This window comes from uncultured Wocania sp. (assembly GCF_964021735.1).
In the GTDB taxonomy this organism is placed as follows: domain Bacteria; phylum Bacteroidota; class Bacteroidia; order Flavobacteriales; family Flavobacteriaceae; genus Wocania_A.
Genome location: NZ_CAXIBN010000011.1, coordinates 15780 through 33599, shown reverse-complemented (window position 1 = coordinate 33599; position 17820 = coordinate 15780). Strand labels below are relative to the sequence as shown.

General features: G+C 29.9%; 21 protein-coding genes. 11 read left to right on the top strand and 10 right to left on the bottom strand.

Annotated features, from left to right (window positions below; genetic code table 11):
- Positions 1-106: 106 nt before the first annotated feature.
- From dapF to AADI82_RS02135, 5 genes are all read left to right on the top strand, one after another.
- Positions 107-880 carry a diaminopimelate epimerase gene (gene dapF / locus AADI82_RS02155; protein WP_341214828.1) on the top strand — a complete coding sequence of 258 codons (774 nt, stop codon included), beginning with the start codon at positions 107-109 and terminating at the stop codon, positions 878-880.
- A complete protein-coding gene (locus AADI82_RS02150) occupies positions 877-1401 on the top strand; it encodes a GNAT family protein (RefSeq protein ID WP_341214827.1) in 525 nt (174 codons plus the stop codon). Before dapF ends, AADI82_RS02150 begins: the two co-directional genes overlap by 4 nt.
- Positions 1402-2445, top strand: a complete 1044-nt coding sequence (gene mltG / locus AADI82_RS02145) for an endolytic transglycosylase MltG (protein ID WP_341214826.1) — start codon at positions 1402-1404, stop codon at positions 2443-2445.
- A complete protein-coding gene (locus AADI82_RS02140; RefSeq protein WP_341214825.1) occupies positions 2445-3356 on the top strand; it encodes a DUF2279 domain-containing protein in 912 nt (303 codons plus the stop codon). Before mltG ends, AADI82_RS02140 begins: the two co-directional genes overlap by 1 nt.
- A gap of 111 nt (positions 3357-3467) precedes the next feature.
- Positions 3468-4127: a peptidoglycan-binding protein LysM gene (locus AADI82_RS02135; protein ID WP_341214824.1), complete on the top strand. Its 660-nt coding sequence runs from the start codon at positions 3468-3470 to the stop codon at positions 4125-4127.
- Between the two features lie 6 nt (positions 4128-4133).
- On the opposite strand, the gene AADI82_RS02130 is transcribed toward AADI82_RS02135, so the two are convergent.
- Genes AADI82_RS02130 through dnaA form a run of 3 tightly spaced genes read right to left on the bottom strand, consistent with a single transcriptional unit; the run spans position 4134 to position 6818 of the window.
- Positions 4134-4850 (bottom strand): SAM-dependent methyltransferase, encoded by a 717-nt coding sequence (locus AADI82_RS02130; protein ID WP_341214823.1) that lies wholly within the window; start codon positions 4848-4850, stop codon positions 4134-4136.
- A 54-nt stretch (positions 4851-4904) separates the two neighbouring features.
- On the bottom strand, positions 4905-5357 hold the full coding sequence (locus AADI82_RS02125) for a low molecular weight protein-tyrosine-phosphatase (RefSeq protein WP_341214822.1): 453 nt from the start codon (positions 5355-5357) through the stop codon (positions 4905-4907).
- A 33-nt stretch (positions 5358-5390) separates the two neighbouring features.
- Positions 5391-6818 (bottom strand): chromosomal replication initiator protein DnaA, encoded by a 1428-nt coding sequence (gene dnaA, locus AADI82_RS02120; protein ID WP_341214821.1) that lies wholly within the window; start codon positions 6816-6818, stop codon positions 5391-5393.
- Between the two features lie 185 nt (positions 6819-7003).
- Between dnaA and AADI82_RS02115 the strand changes: the two genes are divergently transcribed.
- Positions 7004-7402 (top strand): thioesterase family protein, encoded by a 399-nt coding sequence (locus AADI82_RS02115; protein ID WP_341214820.1) that lies wholly within the window; start codon positions 7004-7006, stop codon positions 7400-7402.
- Between the two features lies 1 nt (position 7403).
- Here AADI82_RS02115 and AADI82_RS02110 read toward each other — a convergent pair whose 3' ends face one another.
- Genes AADI82_RS02110 through AADI82_RS02095 form a run of 4 tightly spaced genes read right to left on the bottom strand, consistent with a single transcriptional unit; the run spans position 7404 to position 10104 of the window.
- Positions 7404-8012, bottom strand: coding sequence for a YigZ family protein (locus AADI82_RS02110; RefSeq protein WP_341214819.1), 609 nt, complete (start codon positions 8010-8012; stop codon positions 7404-7406).
- Positions 8005-8619 (bottom strand): HAD family phosphatase, encoded by a 615-nt coding sequence (locus AADI82_RS02105; protein WP_341214818.1) that lies wholly within the window; start codon positions 8617-8619, stop codon positions 8005-8007. Before AADI82_RS02105 ends, AADI82_RS02110 begins: the two co-directional genes overlap by 8 nt.
- Entirely contained in the window at positions 8612-9616 is a 1005-nt protein-coding gene (gene ribD, locus AADI82_RS02100; protein ID WP_341214817.1) for a bifunctional diaminohydroxyphosphoribosylaminopyrimidine deaminase/5-amino-6-(5-phosphoribosylamino)uracil reductase RibD, read from the bottom strand. Before ribD ends, AADI82_RS02105 begins: the two co-directional genes overlap by 8 nt.
- Positions 9617-9618: 2 nt before the next feature.
- The gene (locus AADI82_RS02095) at positions 9619-10104 is read right to left on the bottom strand and encodes an LEA type 2 family protein (protein ID WP_341214816.1); all 486 of its coding nucleotides are present in this window, start codon (positions 10102-10104) and stop codon (positions 9619-9621) included.
- A gap of 23 nt (positions 10105-10127) precedes the next feature.
- Between AADI82_RS02095 and AADI82_RS02090 the strand changes: the two genes are divergently transcribed.
- The 4 genes from AADI82_RS02090 (at position 10128) to AADI82_RS02075 (ending at position 14392) form a co-directional block, all read left to right on the top strand.
- Complete coding sequence (locus AADI82_RS02090) at positions 10128-10619, top strand: GNAT family N-acetyltransferase (RefSeq protein ID WP_341214815.1); 492 nt, start codon at positions 10128-10130, stop codon at positions 10617-10619.
- A 51-nt stretch (positions 10620-10670) separates the two neighbouring features.
- Positions 10671-11537, top strand: a complete 867-nt coding sequence (prmC, locus tag AADI82_RS02085; protein ID WP_341214814.1) for a peptide chain release factor N(5)-glutamine methyltransferase — start codon at positions 10671-10673, stop codon at positions 11535-11537.
- Positions 11538-11591: 54 nt separating this feature from the next.
- Positions 11592-13586 carry an NAD-dependent DNA ligase LigA gene (ligA, locus tag AADI82_RS02080; protein ID WP_341214813.1) on the top strand — a complete coding sequence of 665 codons (1995 nt, stop codon included), beginning with the start codon at positions 11592-11594 and terminating at the stop codon, positions 13584-13586.
- A gap of 278 nt (positions 13587-13864) precedes the next feature.
- Entirely contained in the window at positions 13865-14392 is a 528-nt protein-coding gene (locus AADI82_RS02075; RefSeq protein WP_341214812.1) for a hypothetical protein, read from the top strand.
- 448 nt (positions 14393-14840) lie between these two features.
- Here the strand turns inward: AADI82_RS02075 and AADI82_RS02070 are convergent, their stop codons facing one another.
- Positions 14841-15224, bottom strand: a complete 384-nt coding sequence (locus tag AADI82_RS02070; RefSeq protein ID WP_341214811.1) for a DoxX family protein — start codon at positions 15222-15224, stop codon at positions 14841-14843.
- A gap of 187 nt (positions 15225-15411) precedes the next feature.
- Between AADI82_RS02070 and AADI82_RS02065 the strand changes: the two genes are divergently transcribed.
- A complete protein-coding gene (locus tag AADI82_RS02065; protein WP_341214810.1) occupies positions 15412-16161 on the top strand; it encodes a hypothetical protein in 750 nt (249 codons plus the stop codon).
- Here AADI82_RS02065 and AADI82_RS02060 read toward each other — a convergent pair.
- A complete protein-coding gene (locus AADI82_RS02060; protein WP_341214809.1) occupies positions 16158-17075 on the bottom strand; it encodes a metallophosphatase in 918 nt (305 codons plus the stop codon). The genes AADI82_RS02065 and AADI82_RS02060 overlap by 4 nt on opposite strands.
- Before the next feature lie 13 nt (positions 17076-17088).
- Positions 17089-17781: a 5'-nucleotidase gene (locus tag AADI82_RS02055; RefSeq protein WP_341214808.1), complete on the bottom strand. Its 693-nt coding sequence runs from the start codon at positions 17779-17781 to the stop codon at positions 17089-17091.
- Positions 17782-17820: the final 39 nt, after the last annotated feature.

Below are 17820 nucleotides of genomic sequence, written 5' to 3'. Positions count from 1 at the left end.
TATTTATTGAATTTGTAAATCAATTTTAACGATTTTTAACGTGTTATTTAACGGCTATTTAACAATCAAAAAACCGATTTAATATTTATATATTTGCGTTATAATTATGCAGCAAATTTTTTATAAATATCAAGGTACAGGAAACGATTTTGTGATGATAGATAATCGTCTACAAACATTCGACAAAAATAATACCAAACACATTGCTTTTTTATGTGACAGACGTTTTGGCATAGGAGCAGATGGACTTATACTTTTAGAAAACCACGATAAGGTAGATTTTAAAATGGTATATTATAATGCAGACGGAAACCAAAGCTCTATGTGTGGAAATGGCGGACGTTGCTTAGTAGCTTTTGCAAAGCAGTTAGGTGTAATTAGTAATAAGGCGATTTTTGAGGCGATTGACGGATTACATCATGCTACAATTGAGGGCGATATTGTTAAATTACAAATGCAGAATGTTGAAGCTGTTGAAAACCACAAAAGCCATGTTTTTTTAAATACAGGGTCTCCACATCATGTGCAGTTTGAAGAAAATTTAGAAAATTTTGATATTAAAACGAAAGGAGCAAAAATACGTTACGGAGTGCCCTATAATGAAGCAGGAAGTAATGTAAATTTTGTTAAGAAACAATCTGATACATCTTTTAAAGTAAGAACTTACGAGCGAGGTGTAGAAAATGAAACTTTGTCATGTGGCACTGGTGTTACAGCTGTTGCATTAGCAATGCATTATATAGGTGAAACAGAAAAAAATCTGATTACTTTGCAAACGCAAGGTGGTAATTTGCAAGTATCGTTTAATATTGAAAATGGTATTTATAATAATGTTTGGTTAATAGGACCAGCAAAATTAGTTTATCAAGGAAGTATATGATAACATTAAAAGGCAAAAACATATACTTACGAGCTTTAGAACCTGAAGATTTAGAGTTTATTCATGCTATAGAAAATGACGAATCAGTTTGGGAAATTAGTAACACCCAAACACCGTATTCTAAATTTTTAATAAAACAATATTTAGAACATTCACAAAAGGATATTTTTGAAGTAAAACAATTGCGTTTGGTTATTTCGAGTTATAACGAAGAAACTTTAGGATTGATTGATTTGTTCGATTTCGATTTTAAAAACGGTAGAGCAGGAGTTGGTATTTTAATTAAAGATGAAACCGATAGAAAAAAAGGCTACGGCAGTGAGGCTTTACAATTATTAATAAAATATAGTTTCACACATTTAGGATTGCATCAATTATATTGTAACATTTCTGAAGAAAACGAAACTAGTATTAAACTTTTCAAAACACAAGGGTTTGAAAAAGTGGGATTAAAAAAAGAGTGGAACCACGTTAATGGTTTGTATAAAAACGAATATTTATTTCAGCTTATAAATAATTAAATGTATATAAAAAAAATACTCTTAGCTATTGTGTTTATTGGGCTTGCAGTCGCAGCTTATTTTGCATATTATGTATATAATACCATGTTTAGTCCAAATACAGCGTTTAATAACGATACGGCTTATATTTTTGTTAAATCTACCGATACTTATAAAGAAGTACGCAAACAGCTAGTGCCACTTCTTAAAGATATTGATAAGTTTGATGCTTTAGCAGAACAAAAAAAATATGTAAATAATATAAAAGCAGGTCGTTTTGCTATTAAAAAGAATATGAGCAATAATGATATTGTTAATTCAATTAGAAGTAATAATATACCTATTAAAGTATCTTTTAACAATCAAGAAACACTTGAGAAATTAGCTGGTCGTGTAGCTTCGCAAATTGAAGCTGACAGCATTTCGCTTTTAGATGCAATGAAAAATAAGACTTTTTTAAATGAAAACAATTTTAAAGAAGAAACAGCTTTGGGTATGTATATACCTAATAGTTATGAATTTTTCTGGAATACTTCGGCTGAAAAATTTACCAGTCGCATGTTAAAAGAGTATAACCGCTTTTGGAATGATTCAAGAAAAGCAAAAGCAAAAGCAATTGGTTTATCTGAAAATGAAGTTATTGCTCTAGCATCTATTGTGCAAAAAGAAACAGCTAAAGTAGACGAAAGGCCACGTGTTGCAGGAGTTTACATTAATAGACTAAAAAAGAGAATGCCTTTGCAAGCAGACCCAACAGTTATTTATGCGTTAAAGAAAAAAACAGGAGACTTTGAGAAAGTTATAAAACGTGTGCTATATAAAGATTTAGAAATAGATTCACCATACAATACATACAAATATGCAGGTTTACCTCCAGGATTAATTACAATGCCAGATGTGTCATCAATTGATGCGGTTTTAAACCATGAAAAGCATAGCTACTATTATTTTGTAGTAAATGTTGAAAATTTTGGCTATCACAAATTCGCAAAAACTCTAGCGCAGCATAACCGAAATAAGCAAGAGTATATTCGTTGGATAAATAATAAAGGTATAAGAAGATAGTGGTCTTTAAACAGTTCAAATACCTATCTATTTTTGTTTTAATATCATCATTTTCTTTCTCTCAAACTAAACTCGATTCTTTTTTAACACCAAGTGATACACTAAATAAATCTAGAAGAAATGCTGTAGTTATTACCGAAGCTTCTTTAGCTGGTGCTACCTTAGTTGGGTTAAACCAATTATGGTATTCTGATTTTGATCGCTCAAAGTTTCATACCATCAATGATAACAACGAATGGTTACAAATGGATAAAATGGGACATGTATTTACATCGTACCAAGTTGGTAAGTTTGGAGCTCAGGTTTTAAAATGGAGTGGTGTTAGTAAAAAAGATCAATTAATTTATGGGGCAACTTTAGGATTTGGATTCCTCACAACTGTTGAAATTTTGGATGGATTTTCACAAGAATGGGGTTTTTCTTGGGGAGACATTGCCTCAAATGCTGCTGGTACGAGTTTATATGTTGGTCAAGAATTATTATGGAACGAGCAACGCATCAATTTAAAATTTTCTTTTCATCAAACAAAATACGCTTCGCAATCCCCAAATAAGTTAGGTGAACATTTTTTAGAGCAAGTTTTAAAGGATTATAACGGACAAACCTATTGGCTAAGTGCTAATTTGCATGCTTTTTTTAAAGATATTAAAATCCCTAAATGGCTAAATATAGCCTTAGGTTACAGTGCTGATGGGATGTTACAAGGTGTTAAAGATGTTGACAATAGCTTGTTAACAAATAAAAATAGACAACGTCAATTCTATTTAAGTTTTGATGTAAATTTGAACAAAATTAGGACAAACTCACGTTTTTTGAAATCTGTTTTTAATATTTTTAATGTCATTAAGGTGCCATTTCCAGCTATAGAATTCAATAAAAATAGCTGTGTGTTTCATCTATTGTACTACTAAAAATAACACATAAACGAGTAATTTTGAATTAATTAAAAAAAAGACTAATTTTGCACGCTCAAATTTTCAAGTGTAGATTAAATAAAAATACACTGAAGAAATTTAAAAATTATGAGAAAAAGTATTGCAAGTTACTTAACCCTAACACTTACAATATGTATTCTATTGTATAGTTCGTTTTCATCTGATGAGACGATTGATTTAGGAAAGTATTCAACTGAAGGTTTAGTTTTAGACTACACCGTAGGTTTAGATACTAATATCAAAGATGATCTTTTAGCTTCAACAGATGCTAATAAATCGTTTTCTCCTTATTTAGGAAAATCATTTGTAGGTTTTAAAGAAGCTTTAGCTTTTAAAGAGTCTGGAGGCGATTACTTTTCTGTAAACACATTTGGGTATTTAGGTAAATATCAATTTGGTGCTTCTACATTAAAAATGATTGGAATTAATAACCCCACAAATTTTTTAAAAAATCCAGTACTTCAAGAAAAAGCATTTGTAGCTAATGCAGCGCGTAACAAGTGGATTTTACGCCGTGATATAAAGAATTTTGTTGGAAAACGCATTAATGGTATCGTGGTAACAGAATCTGGTATTTTGGCCGCTGCGCATTTGGCTGGACCAGGTAGTGTTAAAAAATATTTAAGAAGCTACGGTCTAGATAATTTTGCTGATGGTTATGGAACAACAATACAGTATTATATGAAACGTTTTTCTGGATATGATACCTCTTTTGTGAAGCCAAATAGAAAAGCTAAGGCGATATAGTTTTTATTAGCTTTTATGAATAATGAATATGGTTGGTCTTTTATGTAGGTCGACCATATTTTTTTTCCATTTATTTGCTGTTTGTGTTTTAATAAATTCGGAAGGTAAAGTTATATCGCAAGCCACACATACATCGGTATTGTTTTCTAATAAATTACTTAAATCTTCAATCATCTTATTGTTTCTATATGGTGTCTCAATAAAAATTTGTGACTGGTTATGCTCAAAAGATAAACGTTCTAAGCGTTTTATTTCCTTTTTTCTTTCATCTTTATCAATGGGTAAATAACCGTTAAAAGTAAAATTTTGGCCATTCATACCTGAGCTCATCATAGCCATTAAAATAGATGAAGGTCCAACTAAAGGAATTACTTTTATGTTTTTTTGATGTGCCAATTTTACAATATCTGCTCCTGGATCTGCAACACCTGGGCAACCCGCTTCAGATAAAAGACCAACATTTACACCATTAATACAAGGTTCTAAAAATTCAGGAAGCTCACTTAAATCTGTAAACTTGTTTAAATGAAACATTTTTAAAGTAGCTTGTGATTTTCCAGAACTAATCTTTTTTATAAATCGCCGTGCTGTTTTCTCGTTTTCAACAATGTAGGTATTAACTTCTTCAACTACTTTTTTAACAGATATAGGGAGTACCTCTAAAGGAGCATTGTCTCCTAATGTTGTTGGTATAAGGTATAAATTGCCAATTGCAGAATTCATAAATTGTTTTCGAAAATAATTAGTGTATAAAAATACTAAATATTATAGCTGGAGTTAATTTAATTTTTCTGCAATTCTATCACAGGCTTCATCGAGCATTTTGTATACATTTTCAAAACCTTCGTCACCACCGTAATAAGGATCTGGAACATTGTAGTCTTGATTTGGATAAACTTCATTTAAAATAAACTTAACTTTAGCAATATCTTTATCGTCTCTAGCTAGAGCAATTACATTTTTAAAGTTAGATTCATCCATAACATAAATCAAATCAAAAGCATCAAAATCTAATACACTAAATTGGCGTCCTTTTAAACCAGAAATATTTAAGCCATACTTTTTTGCGACAGCTATAGAGCGTGAATCTGGCGCATTACCAATATGATAATTTGCAGTTCCCGCAGAATCTACTAAAAATGTATCATTAGGAAATTTAGAACGCATAATGCCTTCAGCCAAAGGAGAACGACAAATATTGCCTAGACAAACCATGAGGATTTTAGTCATATATAATGTTCCGCGAAAGCGTTAATTTTTAAATTAAACCGAAAGTTTTTTTGTAATGTCTTCAACATATTTTCTGAATTGTTTATCAGTTGAAGATAAGTTGTCTACTGTTTTACAAGCGTGTAATACTGTAGCATGATCGCGTTTTCCTATTTGAGAACCAATGCTAGCTAAAGAAGCTTTAGTGAATTTTTTAGCAAAAAACATAGCGAGTTGTCTTGCTTGTACAATATGGCGTTTTCTGGTTTTCGATTGAAGTGTGTCGACATCCATTTGGAAGTAATCTGACACAATTTTCTGTATATAGTCAATTGAAACTTCACGCTTAGTATTCTTAACAAATTTTTCAACAATTTGTTTAGCAAGCTCAATAGTAATTTCTTTTTTATTGAAAGAAGATTGTGCAATTAAAGAAATAATGGCACCTTCTAATTCTCTAACGTTTGTTTTAATATTTTTTGCAACATACTCAATAATATCATCTGGCATTTCAACACCATCTCTATAGAGTTTGTTTTTTAGTATAGAAACTCTAGTTTCAAAATCTGGATTTTGTAATTCAGCAGAAAGCCCCCATTTAAAACGAGATAATAAGCGTTGTTCAATATCTTGCATGTCAACAGGTGCTTTATCACTCGTTAATATGACTTGCTTTCCGTTTTGATGTAAATGATTAAATATATGGAAGAATACATCCTGAGTTCCAGACTTTCCAGACAAGAATTGGACATCGTCAATAATTAAAACATCTATAATTTGATAAAAATGAATAAAATCATTTCTATTGTTTTTCTTTACAGAGTCTATATATTGTTGCGTAAACTTTTCAGCAGAAATATATAAAACTGTTTTTTCTGGATATTTGTCTTTAATATCAACACCAATAGCATGTGCTAAATGTGTTTTACCTAACCCAACACCACCAAAAATAAGTAAAGGATTAAATGAAGTACCACCTGGTTTTGCAGCAACTGCTAATCCTGCGCTTCTTGCTAAACGATTAGAATCACCTTCTAAAAAGTTTTCAAAACTATAATTAGGATTAAGTTGAGATTCTATCTTTACATTTCTAATTCCAGGAATTACAAACGGGTTGCGTAATTCTGGACTCTTATTGTTTAAAGGAATATCAACATCTTGAGCTTTAACCGAGCTTCTGTTGGCACTTGGTATTTTTTCAGTAAAAGGCTGTTTGTTACCATACGTGTTTTCCATTTTAATAATGTAAACAAGTTTAGCTTTTTCACCTAATTCTTTTGTTAACGATACTTTTAAAATTTTTACATAATGCTCTTCAAGCCATTCGTAAAAGAATTTACTAGGTACTTGAATGCTTAAAGCATTATCAGTAAGTTTAACTGCTTTTATTGGTTCAAACCAAGTTTTGTAAGCTTGCGGTTGGATGTTATCCTTTATGAATTCAAGACAATTATTCCATACCGATTGCGCAGTTATACTCATTTTAAATTTTGTAGTTTTTGTTAGTTAGCTGTTAAATGAAAAATTGATATTTTCATTTCCCTCTTGGTTTGGCAAATATGTGAACAAAATTCTTAAAAAAAAAATGAATTACTATTGAATTTTCAGAAATTTTTCCCCATGTTTAAGCTCTAGCCGAAACTACAAAAAAATATTTAATAATCCTTATGAAATTCGACGAAATACAAATAAGAGTGAGATATGGTGAAACAGACCAAATGGGAGTGGTATATCATGGTAATTATGCATTATATCTTGAAATGGGGCGTATTGAGTGGTTACGCAAACAAGGAATTTCATATAAGACTATGGAAGAAAATGGTATTATGCTACCAGTAGTTTCTTTAAGTATAAACTATAAAAAATCAGCCTGTTATGATGATGTAATTAATGTAAAAACTCAACTAAAAAAAGCGCCTACAGCTAAGATTGAATTTGAGTATGAGATTACTGATGAAAAAGGAGAAATTTTGACTACTGCTGAAACGACTTTAGTTTTTATTGACATGAAAACGAATAGACCCATTAGAGCTCCAGAGTATATCTTGGAGGCAATTAAGCTGTGATTTAAAGTTGTTTTACGACAATTTCGAATAAGCGATCGAAAATTTCAAAAATTTGGTTAGCTTCTTTTTTTCTTACCGATATTGTGATTTGGCAATCCATTTCTAACTTTTGATTGGTAATATTTAGGTTTTTCTCTTTAATAATACGCATTACGGTATTCATGTTTTTATAATCGAATGTAATAAGGTAATCTATATTAATTGTTTTTTCTAAAATTTTAGAAGCTTCCAAAGTTAATTGTGCGGTGGTTTTGTAAGCATTAATTAAACCGCCAACGCCCAATTTTACACCACCAAAATAGCGCACCACTACAATTAAAATATTGGTAACATTAAAGGATTGTATTTGCCCGTAAATGGGCATACCTGCCGAATTATTGGGTTCGCCATCATCGTTTGCCCGATAGCTTATATTTTCTGTTCCAATTTGGTAAGCATAGCACCAATGTCTTGCAGCATGGTGTTCTTTTTTTAATTTATTTATATAAAGTTTTACATCATCCTCTGTAGTAATGGGGTAGGCATAACCAAAAAACTTACTGTTTTTATCTTTAAATAAAATAGCTTCAGTGGATGTTTTAATAGTTTTATAAGTATCTTTTTCAGTCAAATAAATGGTTTTTAGTATTGAAAAGATTTACTACATCTTCAGTATTTGGATTAATATGCCATGTTTTAAAGCCTAAAGATTCAGCAGTATTTATATTGTCTTTATTATCATCAATAAACAAACACGCTTTGGCTTTTAAGTTGTTTTCGTTTAAAACAAATTCAAAAATATTATTATTCGGTTTTACAAGATGAATTTCGTGTGATAAATAAAAGGCATTAAAACAATTTTTAAAATCTTCGTAAAAAGGAATATTTTCTTTAATCCATTTTATATGAAGCGCGTTTGTGTTACTTAAAAGAATGAGTTTGTATTTGTTTTCTTTTTTTAGATTTTGAAGGAATTCTAAACGATGCTTTGGAAAATCCTTTAACATAAAATTCCAAACTTCAATTAAATCTTCTTTTGAAAGCTTCGGGAAATTTTCAGTGTAAAACTCAAGAAATTCATCGGTTGAAATTAATCCTTGTTCATATAAATTATTAAAAGCTGTCATTTCATTAGAAAGTGATTCTATATTAAATGTTTTAAGGGCGTGTAATAAAGCACCTTCTATATCTAAATTAATGAATACGTTGCCAAAATCAAAGATTATGGTTTTAACCATTTATATATGTTTTAAGTGTGTCGTTAATTATAGCTTCTTCTGAAATTAATTTACCTGAGAAGCTAGGTGGTTTAACCCCATTTTTAAATTGAACAGTTCCAATAAATACGCGTGCTTCATCCCAAATATTTTCGTCTATAAAGGTTTGCAGTGTTTTGGTGCCGCCTTCAATAATTATTGAGTTTATACTTTTTTGAAACAATACATCGCAAATTTGCTTAGCTACGTTTTTTGAAAAATCAATAGTACTTTTGCTAATAAGAATCGTTTCTGCTTCATTATTAAAAACCGCATAATCTTTTGATAGCTTATTTTCTTTGTCAATAATAGCTCTTATTGGATTTTGTCCAGTCCAATCTCTTGTTGTTAAACTCGGATTATCTTGAGTAACGGTATTTGTTCCCACTAAAATAGCCTGTTCTTCGGCGCGCCATTTGTGTACTAGTTGCCTAGAAAAGGTATTAGTAATCCAAACTGGTTTTTGTTTGCTTTTAGTTTTAGGTGCTATAAAACCATCAGTACTTTCTGCCCATTTTAAAATAATATACGGGCGTTTTTTATTGTGAAACGTAAAAAAACGTTTATGATGATTTTTACATTCATTTTCCAAAACACTAACGGTAACATTGCAACCCGCTTTTTTAAGTTTTTCGATGCCTTTACCTGCTACCTTTTCATTATCATCAACACAACCAATAACCACGTTTGGTATTTGGTGTTTAATAATAAGGTCGCTACACGGTGGTGTTTTTCCAAAATGCGAACACGGTTCTAAAGTCACATAAAGTGTCGCTTCTTTTAATAATGATTTATTAGCAACAGAATTTATAGCGTTAACTTCGGCATGGTTTCCGCCATGTTTACTTGTGTAACCTTCGCCAATAATAACATTGTTATGTGCAATTACAGCACCTACCATAGGGTTTGGTCTGGTTGTTCCTAATCCATTTTTAGCAATTTCTAAGCAACGTTTTATATATGTCTCGTGATTTTTCAATGCTATAATTTAATCTTTACATTTTCGGTTTTGTCAATATTATAAGTGTATGAAAATCCTAAAACCTTATATATTAAATCACCTTTATATTGCACTTTAAGTTTTTTACTAAACAAGCTACCTATTAATCCGCCAAGGTTTTTATTGCTAAAAATACTATCGGTAGGAATATTGGCTTTTAAGGGAATAGAGAATTCTTTTTTAGCAGGAACTTTAAAACTTTCGGTTGAAACGGTTGCCATTTCATTATCATTCACAAATACTTTTATTTCATCTGTTTTTAATTCACCACCAATATCATTTGGGTTTAAAAATAAGGCATCTGCAGTAAATGTGATATATTTTGAAGTCGATTCTATAACTTTAATATTTTCAACATTTAAAAATAGAGGCTTTTCTTTAATCGAACAGCTTAAAAAAACAGATAATATTGTTGATAAAATAATCAAAGGCTTTATTCTGTTATTTTTATATTTAAGTATCTTCACATGCATAAAATTACAGTTTTAAAGTGAGTAAAGATACTATAGTTATTCGAGAAATTAAGCCAGAAGATAACGCGCAAATAGAGGCTATTATTAGAGCCTGTTTCCATGAATTTAAAATTCCGTTAGAAGGTACAGCATATACAGATAATGAAACACCAAGGATGTATGAGTCATATCAAAATGATAACGATGTTTATTATGTTATTGACGATAATGGTACCATATTGGGAGGCGGAGGCATTAAGCCTTTAAGGGATTTTGAAGCTGATGTTTGTGAGATTCAAAAAATGTATTTTTCGCCAAAAGTACGAGGAAAAGGCTATGGTAAATTGATGTTCGAAAAGTGTATGCAAGCGGCAAAAAAAATGGGTTATAAACAATGCTATTTAGAATCGGCATCGCAACTTAAAGCGGCAATTCATATTTACGAAACCAATGGATTTAAACATTTAAAAGGTGCTTTAGGAAACACAGGGCACTATTCTTGTGGTGTTTGGATGATAAAAGATATTTGATTTTTAATATTTAGTTTACAATAGTAGTATATAGTAAAACAAAAGGTTAATTTGAAATTAAAAGATATACAAAAAACGTTTCATGAATCATTAGATGCTATTTATGGAAAAGAAGAAGTAGATAGTTTCTTTTTTATGTTGATTGATTCGTTTTATGAAATTTCAAGATTAAAATTAGCCATAGAACCTAATTTTGAAATTGAAAATAAAGCGGCTATTTTGAATGCTTTAGAAGCTTTAAAACTAGAGCATCCCATTCAGTATATTTTAGGCGAAACCGAATTTTACGGTTTGTCTTTTAAAGTAAATAAAGATGTTTTAATACCACGCCCAGAAACCGAAGAACTGGTAGATTGGATTATTAACACTGTCAATTCAAGCGCAGTCGAGAAATCATTAAACATTTTAGATATTGGCACAGGCAGCGGTTGCATTGCTATTGCTTTGGCAAAAAACTTACCAAACGCTAAAGTTTATGCTTTGGATGTTAGTAAAAAAGCATTACAAATTGCAAAGCAAAATGCAGTATTAAATAATGTAAAAATTGAATGTATTGAGGCTGATGTATTAACGTGTTGTCATGCTGAACTTGTTTCAGTATCTCACAAGTTTGATGTTATCGTTTCCAATCCACCGTATGTTCGTGAGCAAGAAAAAATACAAATGAAAAGTAACGTCTTAAACAACGAACCGCATTTAGCATTGTTTGTAAAGGACAATGATCCATTATTATTTTATAACGCGATTTCAGATTTTGCAATAAATAACTTGAATGCTAATGGCATGCTATTTTTTGAAATTAATGAATATCTTGGTAAAAATATGATTCAGTTATTAAAACAAAAACAGTTTAAAAACATAGAATTAAAACAGGACATCTTTAAGAAAGATAGGATGATAATAGGGAGTAAAATTTAGTTTTCAGTTTCAGTAAGGAGTTGAAAAAATATTAGTGAATTAGTGACAAAAAACATGAATATAAAGCAACACATACAAAATCTAAGAAATGAATTACGAGAGCATAATTACAATTATTACGTACTTGATAATCCAACAATTTCAGATTACGATTTCGATATAAAACTAAAAGAACTTAAAGAACTCGAAGCGAAATATCCAGAGTTTTTTGATGCCAATTCCCCAACACAACGAGTTGGAGGAGAAGTAACTAAAAATTTTGAAACTATTGCACACGAGCATCGGATGTATTCGTTAGATAACTCGTACTCAAAAGAAGATTTGCAAGATTGGGAAATGCGAATTAAAAAGTTAGTAGATGGCGATATTCAATATACCTGCGAGCTAAAATACGATGGTGCATCCATAAGTTTAACTTATGAAAATGGACTATTAGTTAAAGCTGTAACCCGAGGCGATGGATTTCAAGGCGATAACGTTACGGCAAACGTAAAAACCATAAAATCCGTTCCACTTCAACTAAAAGGTGATTATCCATCAAAATTCGATATTCGAGGTGAAATCGTTTTACCTTTTGATGGGTTCAATAAAATGAACCTAGAACGTATTGAATTAGGAGAAGAGCCATACAGAAACCCAAGAAATACAGCATCGGGGAGTTTAAAATTACAAGATAGCGCAGAAGTAGCTAAACGACCATTAGAATGCTTATTATATAATTTAACGGGTTCTAATTTAGGAATTAAAACACAGTTTGAAAGTTTGGAAAAGGCAAGACAATGGGGGTTTAAAGTGCCAGATGCTGCAAAACTTACAAATTCTATTGAAGAGGTTTTGGAGTTTATAAATTATTGGAATGTACATCGCCACGATTTGCCTTACGAAACCGATGGTGTTGTTGTTAAAGTAAATGATTTACAACAACAAGAAGAGCTGGGCTATACGGCAAAAGCACCGCGTTGGGCCATGGCGTATAAGTTTAAGGCAGAACAAGTTTCAACCCAATTAAATAGTATCACCTATCAAGTTGGTAGAACCGGTGCTATAACGCCTGTTGCTAATTTAGAGCCTGTAGAATTGGCTGGCACAACCGTAAAACGTGCGTCTTTACATAATGCAGATCAAATAGAAAAACTGGATATTAGAGTAGGTGATGAGGTGTTTGTTGAAAAAGGTGGAGAGATTATCCCGAAAATTATTGCTGTAGATTTTACTAAACGAAAACCGGATTCTGTACCAACACAATATATTAAGCATTGTCCAGAATGTAGCACGTTATTAGAACGATTAGAAGGTGAAGCAAAACATTTTTGCCCAAATTACAACGGGTGTAAACCCCAAATTATTGGACGCATTCAACATTATATTTCTAGAAAAGCCATGGATATTGAAGGTTTAGGTGGCGAAACTGTTGCGCTTTTAGTTAATGAAGGTTTGATTGATAATTATTCAGATTTATATGAGTTAACAAAAGAACAAGTGATGCCCTTAGAACGTATGGCAGAAAAAAGTGCTGAAAACTTAGTAGCAGGTATTGAAGCTTCAAAACTAATTCCTTTTGAGCGTGTTTTATTTGCTTTGGGTATTCGGTTTGTTGGTGAAACTGTAGCTAAAAAATTGGCAAAGCATTATAAAAGCATTGATGCTATGGCAATTGCTTCAGAAGAAGATTTAGTAAATGTAGATGAAATAGGTGTTAAAATTGCACAAAGTGTTATGGCATTTTTTAAAGATGAGAAAAATGTTTTGATTCTAAATAGATTAAAGCAATTTGGAGTTCAGTTAGAAATATCTGCCGATAAACTTATCGGTCAAACTAATATTTTAAAAGGACAATCTATTGTAATTACTGGTGTTTTTGAATCAATAAGTAGAAATGATTTAAAAAAACTAATCGAAGAAAATGGAGGTAAAATTAGTAGTTCTATTTCTTCAAAAACAAGTTATATAGTGGCAGGCACTAATATGGGGCCTAGTAAAAAACAAAAAGCAGAACAGTTAAATGTTACTATTATAAATGAGTATGAATTCTTACAAAAATTAATTTAATTTAATTATTTTATCGATTAAATGTAATTTTTATCGCTTAATTGTAAAAAAATTATATATTTGTACTCTAACTGTAAATTGTTGTTATGTACAAGTCGAAAGTCTTGATTAGTTTAATTGTATTTGCTTACATTCTCTTTGTTATTTTTCAATTTAGCGGGGATGAGGTTATGGCATCAAGTTTTAGTTCAATTACATTTCCTTTAATTGGTTTGCTTTATTTTGTTTCTGTAAAACCAAAAACTGTATTTTTTAGTTTGTTTTTGATATTTTATGCTATGTCCGAGTTACTTTTTTTTGTTATAGATTTTATACCATATTTGTACTTTTATTACATCGGAAATATTTTAAGTATGTTGTCTTATGCTTTTCTTTTATTTGAAATATGTAAGTCTGTTTGTGGTTTTCATATTTTAAAAAATTACAAAATACATGTTTTAGTGTTAACTGGTTTAAACATCTATATAGCTTATATTTTACAAGAAGCCATAAATCCTTATTTGGAATTAACAAATGAATATATTATAGAAATCACATATAATATTACTATGCTTTTATTATTATCAGTATCACTTTTAAACTATTTTTATAGAGGTAACAAAAAATCTTTATTCTACTTTTTTGGAGCTTTATGTATTGTTTTCAGTGAGGTAATAAATGTTGCTTATTTATATGTTGCTCACCAAAATGCACTAAATTTTATTTCAGTTTCTTTATTTCTTTTAGCATTTTATTTTTTCTATCAACAGTCTAAGCTGGAGAATTTAAAAGTAGAAGAAATTGAAATATCTACAGATGTTAATTAGTTATCAATTAGGGTAATTTAATTAGGGTAATTATAAACTTCAATCTAAAATATTTTATTGAGTATTTATTTGAATAAGATATTCCACTAAGTTTGTACGGTAATTTTTATAATTATTCTTTATAATCTTTTCAAAAGTATTAATTGGTTTTATAAGTTTAATATAGCTTATTTATCGGTTTTGATTTTTTTGGAAACGATTCTATTGCAATACAAATAAGTGTGTTAATTATACATCTTGTAGCGTTGCTTTACTTTATTTCTGTTGAGAAGAAAACACTATTTTTTAGTCTGTTTTTAATATGTTACTCTATTCCCAATTAATATTATTTATAAAAGATGAAATTGCCTATGAAACGTACTATTTGTTTCTTTTAGCATTTTACTTCTTGTACCCACAATCTAAACTTGAAGATAAAGTAGATGTTTAAGGGAGTATAAAGTAATAATTATGATTTCTTGTTAACTATAGGAATGTCTTTTTGGTACAGATAAAGAATTATAGATGCTAGTATAAAAGTAATAATTGCTGTAAAAAACAAAATGCCTCCATCATTATTTACTTCAATCCCAAGCTTTGTTAAATGCATCATTATAGCACCTCCAATAATTCCAATAGTTAAAATTGCGCCAATCCAGACTGTTTTTGGAATAAGAATTAAAATACCAGCAATAAGTTCTAAAATTCCTATGGCAATTCTACCCAAAGGTTCTAATCCAACAGTTTTAAAAATGTACACACTAATAGGATTTGCTGTGAATTTAAAACGAAGGGTTTGTATCAAAATAATTGCTACAATAATTCTTAATGCTAATGGAATATACTTTTTCATATTTTGTATAGGTTTCGGTTTTGTGATTAAAAAATAAGATATTTTAAATGCGAACATTTTTCATATACGCATTTTTTTTATCGGTAAAACACTATATACTAACAAAATAATCGATAAAAAGTATGTTTTTATCGCTGTAATTAATTTTAATTTTTATATTTGTTTTCAACCTACTTATAAAAATATCATGAAAGATTCAATCCTACTTAGTTTTGATAAGGTTTTTTTTAGCGTATTATTACTTTTAGTATCTATTAATATCATAGGCACTTATAGTGAAGATGTGTTGTTTTCACAAACTACAAAAGCATTGTTTATACCTGCTTTGTTAATCTTATTTTTTATGAAGAATAAAGTATTAAGTCTTCCTTTTATTTTGTTTTTTATATTTTCATTTTTGGGTGATGTTTCGTTAGCGTTTAATGAAAATGAAATTTTCATTAAAGCCTCAAGTATTTTTTATTTTTTGAGCTATATGTGTTTAATTAGTATTGCAATTTCTAAGTTTAAGTTTTTTGAAATAGATAAAGTTGTTGGCACTTATTTAATTGTAGTTTTTTTAATAAATACTTACTTTTTATACACTTTTTATGGTATTTTAAAAGCTATTGTACCAGATAGTTTAGAAGTATTTTTATTTGGTGTAAAAAATATTTCTTTAATATTATTAATATTTTTAGCCTTTGGAAAGTATTTGGCAAACGATACAAAACCTTCAATCCTTTTTTTAATGGTAGCGTTGTGTTTGGTTTTTTCTACAATTCTAAACTATGTAAGCTTATATTATGTATATGATTGGAGTTTTGTAATGCTTGAAAGAGTGATTTATGCTATTGGTATTTATTTGATTTTAAGTTATGTTATGGAAAAAAACAAAAGTATAGTTATACAAGATAAAGCTCAAAATAGTTATAATTCGGATAATATTTTTGCTTAAACAATTATAGATGTGCCATTGGCAGCTTTGTTTTTGTTAATATCAAAATAAAAATCAATTTTACCAAGATTAATACCGTAACATCCAACTTGATTTACTAGCACATTCTTGTTTTCTAAGTTTTTTACAATGGTTGGTTTTCTTAAAAAGGTATGGGTGTGTCCGCCTATAATTAAGTCGATGTTTTTTGTTGCATTCGCAAGTTTTAAATCGCCAATTTTTGTTTCACTGTTTCTGTAATTATACCCTAAATGCGACAAACAAATTATTAAATCGCATTGTTCTTCTTCTTTAAGAATCCTAGTCATATCTTGTGAAATTTCAATAGGATCTAAATATTTAGTTTCTTTAAACATAGATGGGTCTACTAACCCGTTAAGCTCAATTCCTAAGCCAAAAACACCAATTTTAATATGTCCTTTTTTGAATGTTTTATAAGGTTTTACATGCGTGTCCATTATAGTATTTGAAAAATCGTAATTAGCTGATATAAATTCAAACTTGGCATGTGGTAATTGTGCATAAAGGCCATCGATACCGTTATCAAAATCATGGTTGCCAATAGTTGCTGCATCGTATTTTAGCTTACTCATTAATTTAAATTCAAGCTCGCCGCCATAGTAGTTAAAGTATGGTGTGCCTTGAAAAATATCACCAGCATCTAATAATAAAGTATTAGGATTTTCTTTTCTAATAGATTCAATTAAACCTGCTCTTCTGGCTACACCTCCTTTGTTGGCATTTCTGCCACCTTCGGGTCCAAAAGCATCAATATGACTATGCACATCGTTGGTGTGTAAAATCGTGATTTTTGATGTTTTTATAGAAGAACTAAAAGACTGCAGCCCAAAACTACCAAGTGATACTAATGCAGTTCCTGCAGTAGCTTGTTGTATAAAATCTCTACGTTTCATGGGTTAATTGAATTTATTTTATTTGAATAAATCTATCGTCAATCACAGGGTTTATTGTGTCTAACTTTTTGAATTTATCTATTAAAGCATTCCTTATTTTATAGTTTAAAACATATAGACTATCGTTTGTTTTAAAAAAAGTCATATTATCCCCGCCATTGTATAAATAGTCATTAGTAGCTACATAGTACGTTTTATTTTTGTCTATCTTTTCTCCATTAATTAGAGCTTCAAATACATTATAATCTTTATCAAGAACAAGTTTTAATTTAGAAATTGGATGTGGCCTTTTTTTAGTTTTTAAATATTCAACAATACTATTAACCTGAGTACCTTTCATAGCTAATACAACAATACTGTTTTCAAAAGGCATTAATTGAAAAGCAGTTCTTTTAGTTACATGCCCTTTTGATAAAACGGATCGAATACCTCCGTGATTTAGTAAAACCATATCAATATTTTTACCTGTTCTGCTATTAAAAATAGGGTTAGATTCACTGTAAACAGCATCTGCCATAAAATTACCAAGGGCAGTGTTTAAAACGCCATCAGTTTTAGAATATGTATTTACGGAATAGGCCAACACACTATCTAAATCTTTTTGAATGTTATCCCTAAAAGGCTTGATATACGATTCAATTTCAGCGTTAGTTGATAGGCTATCTGTAATCTGTATTTGCTTGCCTTCAACTTTAATTAGATGCAATTTTTCTTGCTTGCACCCAAAAAAAATAAAAATATATAA